This is a genomic window from Pseudomonas sp. (assembly GCF_028293835.1).
Lineage (GTDB): Bacteria > Pseudomonadota > Gammaproteobacteria > Pseudomonadales > Pseudomonadaceae > Aquipseudomonas.
The window spans coordinates 1-17,587 of sequence record NZ_JAQGNX010000037.1; the positions used below are offsets into that span (position 1 = coordinate 1).

General features: G+C 57.2%; 17 protein-coding genes. 14 read left to right on the forward strand and 3 right to left on the reverse strand.

Annotated features, from left to right (window positions below):
• From JWR17_RS04600 to JWR17_RS04665, 14 genes are all read left to right on the forward strand, one after another.
• The coding region (locus tag JWR17_RS04600; protein ID WP_299828756.1) for an Hsp70 family protein at nt 1–1,050 on the forward strand (1,050 nt) is incomplete at its 5' end.
• 2 nt (nt 1,051–1,052) lie between these two features.
• A complete protein-coding gene (gene fdx / locus JWR17_RS04605; RefSeq protein ID WP_299828758.1) occupies nt 1,053–1,394 on the forward strand; it encodes an ISC system 2Fe-2S type ferredoxin in 342 nt (113 codons plus the stop codon).
• A gap of 16 nt (nt 1,395–1,410) precedes the next feature.
• Nucleotides 1,411–1,611 (forward strand): Fe-S cluster assembly protein IscX, encoded by a 201-nt coding sequence (gene iscX / locus JWR17_RS04610; RefSeq protein WP_299828760.1) that lies wholly within the window; start codon nt 1,411–1,413, stop codon nt 1,609–1,611.
• 92 nt (nt 1,612–1,703) lie between these two features.
• Nucleotides 1,704–2,135 carry a nucleoside-diphosphate kinase gene (ndk, locus tag JWR17_RS04615; protein ID WP_219061131.1) on the forward strand — a complete coding sequence of 144 codons (432 nt, stop codon included), beginning with the start codon at nt 1,704–1,706 and terminating at the stop codon, nt 2,133–2,135.
• A 23-nt stretch (nt 2,136–2,158) separates the two neighbouring features.
• Nucleotides 2,159–3,307 (forward strand): 23S rRNA (adenine(2503)-C(2))-methyltransferase RlmN, encoded by a 1,149-nt coding sequence (rlmN, locus tag JWR17_RS04620; protein ID WP_299828762.1) that lies wholly within the window; start codon nt 2,159–2,161, stop codon nt 3,305–3,307.
• 14 nt (nt 3,308–3,321) lie between these two features.
• Complete coding sequence (gene pilW, locus JWR17_RS04625) at nt 3,322–4,080, forward strand: type IV pilus biogenesis/stability protein PilW (RefSeq protein ID WP_299828764.1); 759 nt, start codon at nt 3,322–3,324, stop codon at nt 4,078–4,080.
• On the forward strand, nt 4,080–5,060 hold the full coding sequence (locus tag JWR17_RS04630) for a RodZ family helix-turn-helix domain-containing protein (protein WP_299828871.1): 981 nt from the start codon (nt 4,080–4,082) through the stop codon (nt 5,058–5,060). The genes pilW and JWR17_RS04630 overlap by 1 nt, the downstream gene beginning before the upstream one ends.
• A 3-nt stretch (nt 5,061–5,063) precedes the next feature.
• A complete protein-coding gene (ispG, locus tag JWR17_RS04635) occupies nt 5,064–6,173 on the forward strand; it encodes a flavodoxin-dependent (E)-4-hydroxy-3-methylbut-2-enyl-diphosphate synthase (RefSeq protein WP_299828766.1) in 1,110 nt (369 codons plus the stop codon).
• A gap of 33 nt (nt 6,174–6,206) precedes the next feature.
• Nucleotides 6,207–7,496, forward strand: a complete 1,290-nt coding sequence (hisS, locus tag JWR17_RS04640; protein WP_299828768.1) for a histidine--tRNA ligase — start codon at nt 6,207–6,209, stop codon at nt 7,494–7,496.
• A gap of 38 nt (nt 7,497–7,534) precedes the next feature.
• A complete protein-coding gene (locus JWR17_RS04645; protein ID WP_299828770.1) occupies nt 7,535–8,176 on the forward strand; it encodes a tetratricopeptide repeat protein in 642 nt (213 codons plus the stop codon).
• Nucleotides 8,169–9,323 carry an outer membrane protein assembly factor BamB gene (gene bamB / locus JWR17_RS04650; RefSeq protein WP_299828771.1) on the forward strand — a complete coding sequence of 385 codons (1,155 nt, stop codon included), beginning with the start codon at nt 8,169–8,171 and terminating at the stop codon, nt 9,321–9,323. The genes JWR17_RS04645 and bamB overlap by 8 nt, the downstream gene beginning before the upstream one ends.
• A 156-nt stretch (nt 9,324–9,479) precedes the next feature.
• A complete protein-coding gene (der, locus tag JWR17_RS04655; RefSeq protein ID WP_299828773.1) occupies nt 9,480–10,943 on the forward strand; it encodes a ribosome biogenesis GTPase Der in 1,464 nt (487 codons plus the stop codon).
• A gap of 117 nt (nt 10,944–11,060) precedes the next feature.
• Nucleotides 11,061–12,209, forward strand: coding sequence for a pyridoxal phosphate-dependent aminotransferase (locus tag JWR17_RS04660; RefSeq protein WP_299828775.1), 1,149 nt, complete (start codon nt 11,061–11,063; stop codon nt 12,207–12,209).
• Nucleotides 12,197–12,988: an amidohydrolase gene (locus JWR17_RS04665; RefSeq protein ID WP_299828777.1), complete on the forward strand. Its 792-nt coding sequence runs from the start codon at nt 12,197–12,199 to the stop codon at nt 12,986–12,988. The genes JWR17_RS04660 and JWR17_RS04665 overlap by 13 nt, the downstream gene beginning before the upstream one ends.
• Nucleotides 12,989–13,154: 166 nt before the next feature.
• Here JWR17_RS04665 and leuA read toward each other — a convergent pair whose 3' ends face one another.
• From leuA to xseA, 3 genes are all read right to left on the reverse strand, one after another.
• On the reverse strand, nt 13,155–14,825 hold the full coding sequence (gene leuA, locus JWR17_RS04670) for a 2-isopropylmalate synthase (protein WP_299828779.1): 1,671 nt from the start codon (nt 14,823–14,825) through the stop codon (nt 13,155–13,157).
• A gap of 475 nt (nt 14,826–15,300) precedes the next feature.
• The gene (locus tag JWR17_RS04675; RefSeq protein ID WP_299828873.1) at nt 15,301–16,140 is read right to left on the reverse strand and encodes a M23 family metallopeptidase; all 840 of its coding nucleotides are present in this window, start codon (nt 16,138–16,140) and stop codon (nt 15,301–15,303) included.
• A gap of 64 nt (nt 16,141–16,204) precedes the next feature.
• The gene (gene xseA / locus JWR17_RS04680; RefSeq protein ID WP_299828875.1) at nt 16,205–17,584 is read right to left on the reverse strand and encodes an exodeoxyribonuclease VII large subunit; all 1,380 of its coding nucleotides are present in this window, start codon (nt 17,582–17,584) and stop codon (nt 16,205–16,207) included.
• Nucleotides 17,585–17,587 lie beyond the last annotated feature (3 nt).

Here is a 17,587-nt window from a genome sequence, read left to right on the forward strand (position 1 = left end):
TGTGCCGCCAAAGAAGCGCTGACTGAAGTTGATTCGGCTGAGGTTGCGCACGGCGATTGGCACTCAGTTTTAACCCGCCAGGCTTTCGATGCGATGCTGGAGCCCATGCTCGCTCGCAGTCTGAAAGCCTGCCGTCGTGCGGTTCGCGATGCGGGTATTGAGATTGAAGATGTTGAAGCAGTGGTCATGGTTGGCGGTTCGACCCGTGTGCCTCGTGTCCGTGAAGCGGTTGCTGAGTTGTTTGGTCGCCAGCCGCTGACCGAAATCGATCCGGATCAAGTAGTCGCCATTGGTGCTGCGATTCAGGCCGATACTCTGGCAGGCAACAAGCGCGATGGCGAAGAGTTATTGTTGCTTGATGTCATCCCGCTGTCTCTGGGGCTGGAAACCATGGGCGGGCTGATGGAGAAGGTGATCCCACGCAATACCACCATTCCAGTCGCCCGTGCCCAGGATTTCACCACTTATAAAGATGGCCAGTCAGCCATGATGATTCATGTGCTGCAAGGCGAACGCGAGCTGATCAGCGACTGCCGTTCCCTGGCACGCTTCGAATTGCGTGGTATTCCGGCGATGGTGGCGGGCGCGGCGAAAATCCGTGTCACCTTCCAGGTCGATGCCGATGGCTTGCTCAGCGTTGCTGCTCGCGAGCTGGGTTCGGGTATCGAGTCGAGCATCCAGGTCAAGCCGTCCTACGGTCTGACCGACGGCGAAATTGCCCGCATGCTCAAGGATTCGTTCCAGCACGCCAGTGACGACAAGGTGGCTCGCGTGCTGCGTGAGCAGCAAGTCGACGCTCAGCGCCTGATCGAAGCCGTACAGGGCGCGCTGGAGGCCGACGGTGATCGCTTGCTCGATGCCGAAGAACGTATGGTCATCGAGCTGCAAATGCAGGAACTGACCGAATTGATGCAGGGCACCGATGGCTTTGCCATCGAGCAACAGACCAAGCGTCTGTCGCAAGTGACCGATGCCTTTGCTGCCCGACGCCTGGACTCGACGGTGAAAGCCGCGCTGGCGGGGCGCAATCTGAATGAGATTGAGGAATAACGATGCCGCAGGTCATTTTTCTGCCACATGAAAAGTTTTGCCCGGATGGCATGGTGGTCGAGGCCGAGCCCGGCACGTCGATCCTTGAGCTGGCGCATGAGCACCATATCGAGATGGAAAGCGCCTGCGGCGGTGTCTGCGCCTGCACCACATGCCACTGCATCATTCGCGAAGGGTTTGATTCGCTGGAAGAAGCGGACGAACTGGAAGAAGATTTCCTTGATCGCGCCTGGGGGCTGGAGGCACAGTCCCGCCTGGGCTGTCAGGCCCTTGTCGGCACTGAAGACCTGACGGTCGAAATTCCGAAATATTCGCTCAACCATGCGGCCGAAGCGGCGCATTGATTCAAGGAATTGTTTCATGAGTCTTAAATGGGTTGATGTGCTGGAAATCGCAATCCAGCTCGCTGAAAGCAAGCCGGATGTCGATCCGCGCTTCGTGAACTTCGTCGATCTGCAGCGCTGGGTACTGGCTCTGCCAGAATTCAGCGACGATCCGACGCGCGGCGGCGAGAAGGTTCTTGAAGCGATTCAAGCAGCCTGGATCGAAGAGCTGGACTGAACCGTTTTGCACCGTTAGGCAATAACCCTAAACCCGCGTATAATTCGCGGGTTTAATTTTTCGCATTAATCACCGTTTCTGGAGTTACACCCATGGCTGTTCAACGTACTTTCTCCATCATCAAGCCTGACGCCGTTGCTAAAAACGTAATTGGCGAGATCGTCACTCGTTTTGAAAAAGCTGGTCTGCAAGTCGTCGCTTCGAAAATGAAGCAGCTGTCCAAGGCTGAAGCTGAAGGTTTCTACGCTGAGCACAGCGCTCGTGGCTTCTTCGGCGACCTGGTTGCGTTCATGATCTCCGGTCCGGTTGTCGTTCAGGTTCTGGAAGGCGAAAACGCCATTGCCAAAAACCGCGAACTGATGGGCGCTACCAACCCTAAAGAAGCAGCTGCAGGCACTATCCGTGCTGACTTCGCTGATTCCATCGACGCCAACGCTGTACACGGTTCGGACTCCGAAGCCGCTGCTGCACGTGAAATCGCTTACTTCTTCGCCGCTACCGAAGTAACCGCTCGTAAAGCCTAAGGCTAATGAGTGAGGGTGAAAAAATGACAACATCGACTGGCAAAACCAACCTGTTGGGTCTGACTCAACCGGAAATGGAAAAATTCTTCGACTCGATCGGGGAGAAGCGTTTTCGTGCCGGTCAGGTAATGAAGTGGATTCACCATTTTGGCGTCGGAGATTTCGACGCCATGACGAACGTCAGCAAGGTCTTGCGCGAAAAGCTCAAGGTCTGCGCTGAGGTTCGCGGTCCCGAAGTGGTCAGCGAGGACATCTCCACCGATGGCACCCGTAAATGGGTAGTTCGGGTGGAGTCCGGTAGCTGCGTCGAGACCGTTTACATTCCCCAGGGCAAGCGCGGTACGTTGTGCGTTTCGTCCCAGGCGGGCTGTGCGCTGGATTGCAGTTTTTGCTCCACCGGCAAACAAGGCTTCAATAGCAACCTCACCGCCGCCGAAGTGATCGGTCAGGTGTGGATTGCCAATAAATCGTTTGGCAGTGTTCCTGCTACGGTCGACCGTGCCATTACCAACGTGGTGATGATGGGCATGGGCGAGCCGCTGCTCAATTTCGACAATGTCATTTCCGCCATGCAATTGATGATGGATGATCTGGGTTATGGCATTTCCAAGCGCCGGGTGACGTTGTCCACCTCCGGTGTGGTCCCGATGATCGACGAACTGTCCAAGCACGTCGACGTTTCCCTGGCGTTGTCGCTGCACGCACCTAACGATGCGCTGCGCAGCCAGTTGGTACCGATCAACAAGAAGTATCCGCTTAAGGTTTTGCTGGAGTCTTGCCAGCGCTATATGGCGTCGTTGGGCGAAAAACGCGTATTGACCATCGAATACACGATGTTGAAAGACATTAACGACAAGGTTGAGCACGCCATTGAAATGGCTGAACTGCTCAAGGACATCCCTTGCAAGATCAACCTGATCCCGTTCAACCCGTTCCCGCACTCGGGCTACGAACGCCCAAGCAACAACGCGATCCGCCGCTTCCAGGATCAGTTGCATCAGGCCGGTTACAACGTCACTGTGCGCACCACCCGTGGCGAAGATATCGACGCTGCGTGTGGCCAGTTGGTGGGCATGGTCAACGACCGCACTCGCCGCAGCGAACGTTATATTGCCGTGCGTGAGTTGAGTGCCGAGGCCGATCCGGTCCAAAGCGCCGCGACGCAAAACTGATCGGGATTATGTTCATGAGCCTGCGCACTGCGCTGATGCTGTGTTTGGTTAACGTGCTGGTCGGCTGTGTGTCATCGGGCAACGTCAACCCGTTGAGCACCAGCAAGGGCCGGGATGAGGCGCGCCTGGCCTACGTGCAATTGGGTGTTGGGTATTTACAGCAAGGGCAAACCGAACTGGCCAAAGTCCCGCTGAAAAAAGCGCTGGACATGGACAGCTCGGACGCTGACGCCAATGCAGCGTTGGCGTTGGTCTTTCAGGCCGAAATGGAGCCGGAACTGGCCGACAAGCAGTTTCTCAAGGCGCTGTCGGCACGTCCCGGCGATGCGCGAATCCTGAATAATTACGGCAGTTTTCTCTACGAACAAAAGCGCTATAAAGACGCTTATCAGCGTTTTCAGCAAGCGGCCGCCGACACGCTGTATCCCGAGCGTTCCAGAGTTTTCGAGAGCCTGGGGATGACCTCAATGAAGCTGGGTCAGCGTGACGAGGCCCTGACTTACTTCACCAAGGCCTTGGGGTTGAACCCTCGACAGCCGCGGACGCTGCTGGAAATGGCTGAGTTGTCTTACGAAGACGGGCATTATGTGCCCTCGCGTGACTATTACGACCGTTTTAGCCAACTGAGCGATCAAAATGCACGTAGTCTATTACTCGGTGTGCGATTGGCTAAACGTTACGACGATCGCAACAAGGCGGCCAGCTATGGCTTGCAACTAAAAAGACTCTATCCCGGTTCGCCGGAATATCAGCAATACCAGGCGGAGCAATGATGAAAGCGGCGCATCCTGAAGTTGTAGCAGCCATTCGCGTGAATCCTGGTGAAACCCTGCGCAAGGGACGCGAGAGTAAAAACTGGTCGCTGCCAGATGTCGCTTCGAGGCTCAACCTCACCGTGACATCGTTGAGCAATGTCGAAACCGGTAACTTTGACAAACTGCCTGGGAATACCTTCGCCCGCGGTTATATTCGTGCCTACGCGAAACTGCTTGGCCTTGACCAGACCGCACTGGTTCAGCAATTCGATCATTACACCGGGACCGATTCCCAGGGCAGTAATGTCCACAGCCTCGGCCGTATCGAAGAGCCGGTGCGTTTGTCCCATAACATTTTGCGCATTGTCAGCCTGTTGTTGCTGGTCGTGCTGGTTGGCGCCGGTTTTTTCTGGTGGCAGGACCAGGCGTCCATGCGTGGCAAGGACCCCGTCAGCACCAACCTGGAACACGTCGAAGTCGAAAGTGCGGACGGCACCACGCAAATTCATCCGCTGGATGAGCCTGAAGACCAGGCCGTAGTACAAGCTCAAGGTTCCACTTCTTCACTGCCGCTTCCGGCTGGCAATCAAACTGCCGAAGTCGCACCCACTGTGCCACCGGTTGTCGCGCCAGCCAGCACCGTGCCTGCAGCACCGGTCCATGTGGTTCCTGTGACGCCGACCACCACCGTTGCGCCAACCCCGGCCACTACTACGCCAGTGACGGCGCCAAGCACACCTGCGGTACCTGTTGCCGGTGCCGGTTTGGTCAATCTGAACTTTTCTGCCGATTGCTGGACCCAGGTGACCGACGGCAATGGCAAAGTGCTGCTCAGCGGTGTCAAGCGTAAGGGTGAGAACCTGGACGTCAGCGGCAAACCACCACTTACCCTGCGGCTGGGCTTTGCCCGCGGTGTCCAGGTGACCTATAACGGCCAGGCCGTTGATCTGGCCCCTTATTCCTCTGGCGAAACTGCTCGCCTAAAATTAGGGCAATAAGTCATGCACGGCGAATCCCCAATCAAGCGTCGCGAAACACGTAAAATCTGGGTCGGCTCGGTTCCGGTGGGCGGTGACGCCCCTATTGCCGTGCAGAGCATGACCAACAGCGACACCAATGACGTTGCGGCGACTGTTGCGCAGATCAATCGTCTGGAAGCTGCGGGCGTCGATATTGTCCGGATCTCAGTGCCGGACATGGACGCCGCCGAGGCGTTTGGCCGGATCAAGCAATTGGTCAAAGTGCCGTTGGTTGCCGATATCCACTTCGATTACAAGATTGCGTTGCGCGTTGCGGAACTGGGCGTCGATTGCTTGCGGATCAATCCAGGCAATATTGGTCGCGAAGACCGTGTGCGCGCAGTGGTAAGCGCCGCCCGGGACCGTGGCATTCCAATCCGAATCGGCGTCAACGCGGGTTCATTGGAAAAAGACCTGCAGAAAAAATACGGCGAGCCGACACCGGCTGCCTTGGTTGAGTCCGCATTGCGCCATGTCGAGCATCTGGACCGCCTGGATTTTCAGGATTTCAAAGTCAGCGTCAAGGCCAGCGACGTGTTCATGGCGGTGGCCGCTTATCGACTGCTGTCCCAGCAAATCAGCCAACCGTTGCACCTTGGTATTACCGAAGCCGGTGGTTTACGTTCAGGCACCGTGAAATCTGCGGTGGGCCTAGGTATGCTGCTCGCCGAAGGAATTGGCGATACTATCCGCATCTCGTTGGCCGCTGACCCGGTCGAAGAGGTGAAAGTCGGCTACGACATCCTCAAATCGTTGCACCTTCGTTCCCGTGGTATCAACTTCATCGCCTGCCCGAGCTGCTCGCGGCAGAATTTCGATGTGGTCAAAACCATGAACGAACTGGAAACGCGCCTTGAAGATCTGTTGGTGCCGCTTGATGTCGCAGTGATCGGTTGTGTGGTCAACGGTCCGGGCGAAGCCAAAGAGGCGCATATCGGCCTTACCGGTGGTACGCCGAACCTGATCTACATCGACGGCAAGCCAGCGCAGAAACTGACCAATGACAATCTGGTGGACGAGCTTGAACGCTTGATCCGGCAGAGAGCGGCCGAGAAAGTCGAAGCCGACGCAGCGCTTATCGCGCGCGGCTAAACGTGCGGCTAATTTAGTTTTTAAGGATTTTTTGTGAGCAAGTCTCTGCAAGCCATTCGCGGCATGAACGACATCCTGCCGGATCAGACGCCGCTGTGGCGCTATTTCGAAAGCACGGTTTCACGGCTGCTGGATAACTACGGTTATCGCCAGATCCGTATGCCGATCGTCGAATTCACCGAGCTGTTCAAGCGCTCTATCGGCGAAGTGACCGACATCGTCGAAAAAGAGATGTACACCTTCGAAGACCGCAACGGTGACTCCCTGACCCTGCGCCCTGAAGGCACTGCTGCGTGTGTACGCGCGGTGCTTGAACACGGGATTACCGGTGGCGGTCAGGTTCAAAAATTGTGGTACATCGGCCCGATGTTTCGCCACGAGCGTCCGCAAAAAGGCCGCTATCGTCAGTTTCACCAGATCGGCGTGGAAGTTTTCAACCTCGACGGTCCGGACATCGACGCTGAGCTGATAGTACTCACCTGGCGCCTGTGGGGTTTGCTGGGTATTCGCGGTGCAGTCAAACTGGAACTCAACAGCCTGGGCACCAGCGAAGCGCGCGGCCGTTATCGCGAAGCCCTGGTGGAGTTTCTGTCGTCACGCTTGAGCGAGCTTGACGAAGACAGCCAGCGTCGATTGAAGACGAACCCTTTGCGCGTTCTCGACAGCAAAAACCCTGAGACTCAGGCGGTGCTGGTCGATGCGCCGAAGCTGGCGGATTACCTGGACGACGAGTCGCGCATCCACTTTGATGGGCTCAAGGCCCGTCTGGACGCAGCGGGTATACCGTTCGTGATCAACCCCAAGCTGGTTCGCGGGCTTGATTACTACAGCAAGACCGTCTTCGAATGGGTCACTGACCAATTGGGCGCCCAGGGCACCGTGTGTGCCGGTGGCCGTTATGACGGTCTGGTCGAGCAAATGGGTGGCAAGCCTACCAGCGGTGTTGGCTTTGCGATGGGTATCGAGCGGCTGGTATTGCTGCTGGAAACCCTGGGGCAAATTCCAGAAGAAATCTCGCGTCAGGTCGATGTCTACCTGTGCGCCTTCGGCGAAGCGGCCGAAGTGGCCGCATTGGCGCTGACCGAGCGTTTGCGTGACCAGTTGCCGAACCTGCGGTTGCAGGTGAATGCCGGCGCTGGCAGTTTCAAAAGCCAATTCAAAAAAGCCGACAAGAGCGGTGCGTTGTATACCCTGATCCTGGGTGACGACGAGTTGGCTCAGCAAGTGGTTGGTGTCAAACCCCTGCGTGGCCAGGGCGAACAACAAAATATTGCCTGGGATGCTCTGTCAGAGCACCTGGCCTCCTGCGTTGTGCAGGGTTGAAGCTGATAACAGCCGATTTAGTAAAAAGGAGTATTGGGGTGTCGAGTACCGAAGATGATGAGCTGGCAGTGATGAAAGACTGGTGGCAGCGTAACGGCAAACCCTTGGTCACCGGCTGTTTGGTCGCGGCGATCCTGGTACTTGGCTGGCAGGCTTGGCACCGCTATCAAAACAATCAGTCCCAAGGCGCATCAATGCTGTATCAGGCGTTGCTGGAAACCACGTTGACCCCGGATGGTCAGCCGGACGCCGCCCGCGTTGCCGACATCGCCGGCAAGCTGAAAAGCGAATTCGGCGGCACGGCTTACGCTCAATATGGCAGCCTGTTTGTTGCCAAGGTGGCGGTGGATACCGGCAAGCTGGATGACGCCGCTGCAGAACTCAAAGCCGTAGTCGACAAGCCGGTGAGTGACACGCTGGGTGAAGTGGCGCGCCAGCGACTGGCTCGCGTACTGGCGGCACAAAACAAGGCTGATGACGCGCTGAAACTGCTCGATGGCGATGCTGATAAAGCGTTCCTCGCCAGTCGCGAAGAGCTCAAAGGTGACTTGCTGGTGCAGCTGGGCCGCACCGACGATGCTCACGCTGCTTATCTAAAAGCCAAATCCGCGCTGTCTGAAGAAGCGGCAGTGGGTGGCCTACAAATGAAGCTCGACGACTTGGCGAAAGGGGATGCGTGACGTGATGCGTTGGAAACATGCAGCATTGCTGGCCTTGGCCATTTTGGCCGCGGGTTGCAGCAGCAACGGTAAAAAAGAACTGCCACCAGCCGAGCTGACTGACTTCAAAGAAGAAGTTGTTTTGCAAAAAATATGGAGTCGTTCAATCGGTGACGGTCAGGGCGACATCTATAACATCTTGACCCCGGCCATCGATGGCGAGCATCTCTATGCCGCTGACGTTAAAGGCGTTGTCATGTCGCTGGACCGCAATACCGGTGACGTGGAGTGGAAGAAGGACCTTGAGTTACCAGTGTCCGGCGCCATTGGCTCGGGCTATGGCATGCTCATGCTCGGGACGCTCAAAGGTGAAGTCGTTGTTCTGGACGCCACTACGGGTGACATCAAGTGGACTGCTCACGCTACCAGCGAAATTCTGTCAGCCCCGGCTACCAATGGCGATGTAGTGGTCGTTCAGACCCAGGATGACCGTGTCATCGGCTACGACGCTGCCACCGGTAACCAGCGCTGGATTTACGAAAGCACCCCTGCGGTGCTGACGTTGCGCGGTACGGGTGCCCCGATCGTCACTAACCACCTCGCGTTGGCAGGTCTGTCGACGGGTAAGGTTGTAGCGCTGAATACCAGTAATGGCGTGCCGATCTGGGAACAGCGGGTAGCGATTCCACAAGGTCGCTCGGAACTTGATCGGGTTGTCGATATCGATGGCGGTCTGTTGCTGTCGGCTGACAAACTCTATGTCGCTACCTATCAGGGCCGCGTTGCCGCTCTGGATCTGGAAAGCGGTCGTATACTTTGGCAGCGTGACGCCTCCAGTTACTCAGGCGTTGCCCAAGGGTTTGGTAGCGTTTACGTAAGTTTGGCAACCGGCACCGTTCAAGGCATCGATGAGCGTTCGACGACTGCTCTGTGGAGCAACGATTCGTTGGCTCGTCGCCAGTTGGGTGCGCCGGAAGTGTTTTCCAGCTACGTAGCCGTCGGCGATATGGAAGGCTATTTGCACCTGTTGAGCCAGGTCGATGGGCGTTTCGTAGGCCGTGAAAAAATCGATGGCGATGGCTTGCGTGCCCGTCCATTGGTCGATGGCGACACCATTTATGTGTTTGGTAACAGCGGCAAGCTGGAAGCCCTGAAGATCAAGCAGTAACTGTCCAGGCGTGAGGTCGCTGTTTATGCTTGACGCAGAAGGCCTCTCGTAACCTTGCTCTGGCAAGGCTCGCGGCACTTTACGTGCCGCTCCGAACACCGGCCGCTGCCCTGCAGCGGCCTTTGTATTTTCTGAAATAACGAAGTGGAGAGCCGCATGGTTCCCGTAATCGCCCTGGTGGGTCGACCGAACGTCGGCAAGTCCACCTTATTCAACCGCCTGACCAGGACTCGCGACGCTATCGTCGGCGATCTGTCCGGTCTGACCCGTGATCGCCAGTACGGCGAGGCCAAATGGCAAGGGCGTTCCTACATTCTGGTCGACACCGGCGGTATTTCTGGTGATGAGCACGGCATGGACGAAAAGATGGCCGAGCAGTCGCTGCTGGCCATCGAAGAAGCCGATGTTGTGTTGTTCCTGGTAGATGCCCGCGCCGGTTTCACCGCTGCCGACCAGATGATTGGCGAGCATTTGCGCAAGCGTGGCAAGCGTTCCTACGTGGTTGCCAACAAGGTCGACAACATCGACCCAGAGATGGCCCGCGCAGAATTCAGTCCGCTGGGCATGGGCGATGCAATCCCGATTGCCGGCGCGCACGGTCGTGGCATCACGCAGATGCTGGAAATCGCCTTGGGCGAATTCCCGAAAGACCCTGAAGAAGAAATCGACGAAGAACACGTTGAAGAAGGACAGGAAGCCAAGCGCATCCCTGGCCCGAGCGAAAAAGACGGCATCAAGATCGCGATCATCGGCCGCCCTAACGTCGGTAAATCGACACTGGTTAACCGCATGCTGGGTGAAGACCGGGTTATCGTTTATGACGAGCCTGGCACTACCCGTGACAGCATCTACATCCCGTTTCAGCGTAATGACGAGAAGTACACGCTGATTGACACTGCTGGTGTGCGTAAGCGCGGCAAGGTCCATGAGGAAGTTGAAAAGTTCTCGGTAGTCAAAACCCTGCAAGCGATCAAAGACTCCAACGTCGTGGTGTTCGTGATGGACTCCCGTGAAGGCGTGGTCGATCACGACCTCAACCTGTTGGGTTTCGTGCTTGAATCAGGTCGTGCACTGGTTATCGCATTGAACAAGTGGGACGGCATGACGCCCAGCGAGCGCGACTTCGTGAAGGTCGAGCTGCAACGTCGACTGTTCTTCGTCGACTTTGCCGATATCCACTTCATCTCGGCCCTGCACGGCACGGGCGTGGGCAACCTTTACCAGTCGGTGCAGAACTCGTTCAAGTCTGCGGTTACTCGCTGGCCGACTAACCGTCTGACCCAGATTCTCGAAGACGCAGTCAGCGAGCACGCACCGCCGATGGTGGGCAGCCGCCGCATCAAACTGCGCTACGCGCACTTGGGTGGTGCCAACCCGCCATTGATCGTGATCCACGGTAACCAGGTCGAGAAAGTTCCAAAGTCCTATGTCCGTTATCTGGAAAATACTTACCGTCGTGTGTTGAAGCTGGTCGGTACGCCAATCCGGATCGAGTTCAAGGGCGGCGAGAACCCGTACGAAGGCAACAAGAACACGCTGACAGACCGTCAGGTCAACAAGAAGCGTCGGATGATGTCGCACCACAAGAAAGCCGACAAAAAGCGCAAAGATAAGCGCTGATTGTGTAACGGACTTTCTCAAGAAAGGCGCCAATGGCGCCTTTTTTTATGCGCGTCGTATGGGCTATCCTGCTGTCTTCCGCGCCCCGTAGAGTCGGGGCCAGCAAGGTATTAGCCGATGATCACCAGTAAACTGCCGAACGTCGGCACCACCATCTTCACCACCATGTCACAGCTCGCCACGCAAACGGGCGCGATCAATCTGTCCCAAGGGTTTCCGGATTTCGACGGCCCGCAGTCGCTGCGCGATGCCGTGGGGCGCCATATCGCTGAAGGCCACAACCAATATTCGCCTATGACGGGCCTGCCAGCGCTGCGCCAGCAAGTTGCGGCGAAGATCGCTCGCAGTTATGGCCGTCAGGTGGACGCCGACACTGAAGTCACCATCACGCCTGGCGCGACCCAGGCTATTTTTTGCGCGATCCAGACGGTGATTCATCCCGGCGATGAAGTGATTGTGTTCGACCCGTGTTACGACAGCTATGAACCTTGCGCCGAACTCGCCGGTGGTCGCTGCGTGCACGTGCAGCTGAGTGCTGGCGACTTCGCAATTGATTGGCAGAAGCTCGCCGAGGCTATCAGCCCGCGTACCCGAATGATCATTCTCAACAGCCCACACAACCCGACGGGCGCGCTGATTACTCGGGCTGAACTCGATCAACTGGCTGCGCTGATCGCCAACCGCGATATCTATCTGGTCAGCGACGAAGTGTATGAACACCTGGTGTTCGACGGGGCGAAGCACGTCAGTATCCTGGCCCATGAAGAACTGTATCAGCGTGCTTTTGTGGTTAGCTCATTCGGCAAGACCTACCACGTCACCGGCTGGAAGACCGGCTATGTGGTCGCGCCACCGGCACTGACTGCGGAGCTACGCAAGATTCATCAGTACGTGAGCTTTTGCGGAGTGACGCCACTGCAATACGCCCTGGCTGATTTCATGGCCGAGTGTCCCGAGCATGTGGAAGAGCTGCCTGCGTTCTATCAGGCCAAGCGTGATCTATTCTGTGATTTGCTTGGGCCGTCGCGCTTCACGTTCGAGCGTGTAGGCGGCACGTACTTTCAGTTGGTGGATTATTCACAGATTCGTCCGGACCTGAATGACGTCGATATGTCGCTGTGGATGACCCGGGAGTATGGGGTCGCGAGCATTCCTGTTTCGGTGTTCTACCAGTCCCCGCCGCAGGGCCAGCGGCTTGTTCGACTGTGCTTCGCCAAACGCGAGGAGACGCTGCGTCAGGCAGCCACAAAACTATGCGCGATCTAAGCGAGTTACCCGACCTAAACATAGCCTTGGTGCAGACCACGCTGGTGTGGCATAACCGCCAAGCGAACCTCGACCATTTCGAGCTGCTGCTTGATCAGGCCATGGGTGCTGATTTGGTCGTGCTGCCAGAGATGTTTACCACCGGTTTCACCATGGAATCCGAAGCCCAGGCAGAACCTGAGCAGGGTCCTACGACGAGCTGGATGTTGGCCCAGGCGAAAAAGCTCAACGCTGTGATGACTGGCAGCGTGATTATTCGTGCTGCTGACGGCAGCCATCGTAATCGCCTGCTGTGGGCACGGCCTGACGGAGAAATGCTGCATTACGACAAGCGCCATCTGTTCCGCATGGCGGGCGAGCACAAGCACTACACCCCTGGTGAGCGCCAGGTGCAGTTCGAATTGAAAGGCTGGCGAATCCGCCCGCTGATTTGCTATGACCTGCGTTTTCCGGTGTGGAGTCGCGATCCGCAAGACACCGATTTGCTGCTATATACCGCCAACTGGCCCGGCGCCCGACGTTTGCATTGGAACCGCCTGCTACCGGCGCGGGCCATCGAAAACCTGTGCTATGTCGCGGCGGTCAACAGGGTGGGTGTTGACGGCAAAGGATTTGCGTATACCGGCGACAGCCACGTTTTTGACTTCCAGGGCGAGAGCTTATTGAATGCCGGCGAAGCCGATGGCGTGTTTCACGTCAGCCTCAACGCCGCCGACCTGGCCGCCTACCGCACGCGCTTCCCGGCCAACCTCGATGCGGATGTGTTTGAGCTGAAATAGGTGTTTTTTTGGGGCGCGGTTCATTCGGTGGGAGCGAACTTGTTCGCGAATGGCTTGATGCGGTGGCTCAGGTACACCGCCTTCGGCAGCTCCTAAAAAATACATGCACATAAAAACGGCGCTGAAGCTTGCACTCCAGGGCCGTTTTGTATTTCAGGCGTTTAGATCAAGCCGCTTTGGCTTCAGCCAGGCACAGCGACCGGTTCAGGGCGCTGAACAGCGCGCGGAAGCTTGCGGTGGTGATGTTCTCATCGACACCCACACCATGCACCGCACGATCACCGTTAACCCGCAGCTCGATGTAAGCCGCCGCTTTGGCCGTGGTTCCGGCACCAATCGCGTGTTCGTTGTAGTCCATGATTTCCACGGACACCGGCAGCCCGGCGACCAGCGCTTCCAGTGCGCCTTTGCCCTTACCGCGCCAGTGTTGGGTTTCACCTTCGCAATGGACCTCGGCATCCACGGCGCTGTGGCCATTCTCTTCCTGCAGCTTGTGGCTGAGCAGGGCATACGGGGTGTTGGCTTGCAGATATTCCCGGTGCAGCAAGCTGTAGATCTGCTGCGCAGTCATTTCCAGGCCCAGACGGTCGGTTTCGCCTTGAACCACCTGGCTGAACTCGATCTGCATCCGGCGCGGCAGGCTAATGCCGTATTCCTGTTCCAGCAGGTAAGCGATACCGCCTTTGCCGGACTGACTGTTGACCCGAATAACCGCTTCGTAACTACGGCCGATGTCAGCCGGGTCGATTGGCAGGTAAGGCACTTCCCACAGGGTGTCCGGCTGTTGCTGAGTGAAACCCTTGCGAATCGCGTCCTGGTGCGAGCCAGAGAATGCGGTATGCACCAGGTCGCCTACATAGGGATGACGAGGGTGAACCGGAATCTGGTTGCACTCCTCAACGACCTTACGCACGCCATCGATATCGGAGAAGTCCAACTGCGGATTGATGCCTTGGGTGTAGAGGTTCAGCGCCAAGGTCACCAGATCGACGTTGCCGGTGCGCTCGCCGTTACCGAACAGGCAACCTTCAACGCGGTCGGCGCCAGCCATCAGGCCCAGCTCAGTGGCGGCAACGCCAGTGCCACGGTCGTTGTGGGTGTGCAGGCTGATCAACACGCTGTCGCGGCGGTTGATATGACGACCGAACCACTCGATCTGATCGGCATAAATGTTCGGTGTTGCGACTTCAACGGTCGCCGGCAGGTTAAGGATGACCTTGTTCTGCGGCGTTGGATTCCACACCTCGATCACCGCATCACAGACTTCTTTGGCGAAGTCGAGTTCGGTGGCGCTGAAGGTTTCCGGTGAGTATTCGAAGGTCCATTGCGTCTCAGGCTGCTCGGCGGCAAATTTGACGAACAGCTTGGCAGCACTGACGGCAATTTCCTTCACGCCTTCTTTGTCTTGGTTAAAGACAATGCGGCGGAACGACGGCGACGTCGCGTTATACAGGTGAACAATGGCCTTCTTCGCGCCGCGCAGGGATTCGAAGGTACGCTGGATCAGGTCTTCGCGGCCTTGGGTCAGCACCTGAATGGTGGTGTCGTCCGGGATGTGATTGCCTTCGATCAGCGTGCGAACGAAATCAAAGTCGGTCTGCGATGCGGCCGGGAACGAGGCTTCGATCTCCTTGACGCCTACTGCAACCAGGGTCTTCCAGAAACGCAGTTTTTTAACCGCATCCATTGGCTCGATCAGCGATTGATTACCGTCGCGCAAGTCAGAGCTGCACCAGATAGGCGCCGTAGTGATAGTTTTTGACGGCCAGGTACGATCAGGCAGATCGATGGTTGGAAACGCGCGGTACTTGGTCGACGGGTCGTTGAGCATGGTCATGGGAAATCCTTTTGTGTACTGGCCGGAAAAAGGCGGCCTACCGTTGTAGCAAAAGAGGGTTGCGTCGAGGCACAGCGATTAGCGTGGCAGTCGTGCACTGACCAGGCTAAGGCAGCTGTGTTGGCGCAACAGGATGAGGGTCTGAGGAGTATTCATGCTCTAACCGTACTCACTGAGGTGAATGTTGGCAAGCAGCGGTGAAAATTTGATAGAAAATCTTGAGCGGGGTGGTTTTATCGATTTTTATTGCGTTGATTCCCGTTGGAGTGCGGGGTTATTGCGTAACGCAACGGCCCTTAGCAATCGGCCGCACAGTTAAGTCGCGATCCTCTGTAGGAGCCAACGTGTTGGCGAAACAGGCAGCGCGGTTCATCTGGAACACCGCGGTGCTGTTGATATCGCCAACGAGTTGGCTCCACGGAAGGTCGCGGATATGTATGGAGCCGAATTCATTCATCGGGAAGGGCCGGAATCATCAAGGCTGAAACGCCCCAATAAAAATCGCCGGATCAACCCGTGCATCATTCAAGCTAACGTTCCAATGCATGTGCGGGCCAGTCGCGCGGCCCGTCGAGCCAACACGGCCTACCACGCCGCCCCGTGGCACGTTGTCGCCGACCTTCACGTCGATCTTCGACATGTGGCAGAACATGCTGATGAACCCTTGACCGTGGTCGACGAACACTGTGTTGCCATTGAAGAAGTAATTGCCGATCAAGATCACTCTGCCCGCAGCGGGCGATTTGATTGGCGTACCTGCCGGCACGGCAAAGTCCAGCCCGGCGTGGGGGTTACGCTCCTCACCATTAAAGAAGCGCCGCACGCCGAATTTGCTGGAGAGCGGGCCATTCACTGGTTTGTCCAACAATAGATTGCTCGGCGTGCCCGGCGAAAAGCTGCGATAGGCGCGGATCTGCTCGGCCAGCTCGCCATCGATACGTTTCAAGTCAGCCGGATTCGGATTGACCTGACGCTGATTTTTCAGCGTGATGTGCTGCTCCGGGTAAGCCTTGAATCCGACGGTGAAGGGCAGGGTGCGGGTGCCGCTAGAGGTTTTCGCGGTGATTTGCTGACTGCCAGGTTTAATCGTCAATGGCACACCGATTATCGCCACCCAACGTGCCTCCTGCTTAACCACTAACACCGGTTTGCCTTGATAGCTGGCCTGTGGCGTTTGCGCGCTGGGGCCGAGGTCAACCACCGCGACGCCGCCGGGCACCGGCTTGTTTAGCAGCCGATCTATATAACTGTCGGGCGCAGCGTGGGCCGGTAAGGCCAGAAGCAGAGCAACAATCGGGGTAATAAAACGCAGCATCACTTTCATATCCAGGCTTTTCATCTCTAAGCTTTCTGTTTGTAAGCTTTCTATTTCTAAAGCATCAGTCCAACAGGGACAGGGTGACCGGGGCCAAATGGTTATCTTCGACCCGTACGTGCAATTCACCTTCGCCCAACCGCGCTTTCAAACGCTGACCGTTGTGGGTTTGTTCTGCACTGCGAATGGCATGGCCGCGCTCATCGAGCAAAATGCTATACCCGCGACTCAAGGTAGCCAGCGGGCTGACCACGTTTAAGGTCTGCACCTGACTTTGTAGTTGTAAGCGACGGGTTTTAAGGGTTTCACGCATGGCCCTGGGCAAGCGTTCGGACAAGCCGTCCAGGCGCTGCTTCAAAAACGCCAACGTGCGCCCTGGATGTTGCGCGGCAAGGCGAGATTCCAGATGCGCCAGGCGTACCGTGCGTTTATGGGCGTTTTGTTCAAAGGCTCGACGCAGGCGCATGTCCAGGTCATCCAGGCGCTGCGCCTGTTGCCGCAGGCGTTCGCCGGGATGACGCAGGCGTCGTGACATGCCTTCCAGACGTAACCGGTCACGCATCAGGCGGTCTTGAATCCGCGCCACCAAGCGGCGTTTCAAGCTATCGACGCGGCGATGCAGATCGCTGGTGTCTGGGGCAAGCAGTTCTGCGGCGGCTGACGGTGTCGGGGCGCGTATGTCGGCGACGAAGTCGCTGATCGAGACATCGGTTTCGTGCCCGACGGCGCTGACGATTGGCGTGACACAGGCGTCAATCGCCCTGGCCACGGCTTCCTCGTTGAAACACCACAAATCTTCCAGCGAGCCGCCGCCTCGGGCCAGGATCAGGGCGTCGAAACCTTGGGCATCGGCCAGTTTCAGCGCTCGCACGATTTGCGCGATGGCCTCGCGACCTTGCACCGCGGTGGGGATCAACGTTAGCCGGACCTGCGGCGCACGTCGGCGAAACACGCTAATGATGTCGCGAATCACCGCGCCGGTTGGCGAGCTGATAATGCCGATACGCTGCGGGTGTAACGGCAGCGGCACTTTACGTTCGGCGCTGAACAGCCCTTCGGCACTGAGCTTTTCTTTCAACGCATCGAAAGCCAGGCGCAACGCACCTTCGCCAGCAGGCTCAACGGTGTCGAGAATCAACTGGTAGTCGCCACGGCCTTCGAACAGCGAGACTTTGCCCCGGACCTTCACTGCCAGGCCGTCTTTCAACACCTGACGAACCCGTGCCGCGTTCTGCCGGAACAGCGCGCAACGCACCTGGGCGCCACTGTCCTTTAGCGTGAAGTACACATGGCCAGACGCGGGACGAGACAGGTTAGAGATTTCACCCTCAACCCAAATATTGCTGAACACATCCTCCAGCAGCACACGCGCGCGGCCGTTCAGTTGGCTGACAGTGAGGACTTCCCGGTCGAGGCCGAGTCTTGCGAAGGGGTCTTTGATCATGCC

Bases quoted from the DNA above. Each gene is read 5' to 3' on its own strand.
- pilW (WP_299828764.1), top strand. From the start codon at position 3,322: ATGAGCCTGCGCACTGCGCTGATGCTGTGTTTGGTTAACGTGCTGGTC.
- der (WP_299828773.1), top strand. From the start codon at position 9,480: ATGGTTCCCGTAATCGCCCTGGTGGGTCGACCGAACGTCGGCAAGTCC.
- JWR17_RS04630 (WP_299828871.1), top strand. From the start codon at position 4,080: ATGAAAGCGGCGCATCCTGAAGTTGTAGCAGCCATTCGCGTGAATCCT.
- JWR17_RS04675 (WP_299828873.1), bottom strand. From the start codon at position 16,140: ATGCTGCGTTTTATTACCCCGATTGTTGCTCTGCTTCTGGCCTTACCG.
- leuA (WP_299828779.1), bottom strand. From the start codon at position 14,825: ATGACCATGCTCAACGACCCGTCGACCAAGTACCGCGCGTTTCCAACC.
- ndk (WP_219061131.1), top strand. From the start codon at position 1,704: ATGGCTGTTCAACGTACTTTCTCCATCATCAAGCCTGACGCCGTTGCT.
- iscX (WP_299828760.1), top strand. From the start codon at position 1,411: ATGAGTCTTAAATGGGTTGATGTGCTGGAAATCGCAATCCAGCTCGCT.
- xseA (WP_299828875.1), bottom strand. From the start codon at position 17,584: ATGATCAAAGACCCCTTCGCAAGACTCGGCCTCGACCGGGAAGTCCTC.
- rlmN (WP_299828762.1), top strand. From the start codon at position 2,159: ATGACAACATCGACTGGCAAAACCAACCTGTTGGGTCTGACTCAACCG.
- ispG (WP_299828766.1), top strand. From the start codon at position 5,064: ATGCACGGCGAATCCCCAATCAAGCGTCGCGAAACACGTAAAATCTGG.
- fdx (WP_299828758.1), top strand. From the start codon at position 1,053: ATGCCGCAGGTCATTTTTCTGCCACATGAAAAGTTTTGCCCGGATGGC.
- JWR17_RS04665 (WP_299828777.1), top strand. From the start codon at position 12,197: ATGCGCGATCTAAGCGAGTTACCCGACCTAAACATAGCCTTGGTGCAG.
- bamB (WP_299828771.1), top strand. From the start codon at position 8,169: ATGCGTGACGTGATGCGTTGGAAACATGCAGCATTGCTGGCCTTGGCC.
- JWR17_RS04660 (WP_299828775.1), top strand. From the start codon at position 11,061: ATGATCACCAGTAAACTGCCGAACGTCGGCACCACCATCTTCACCACC.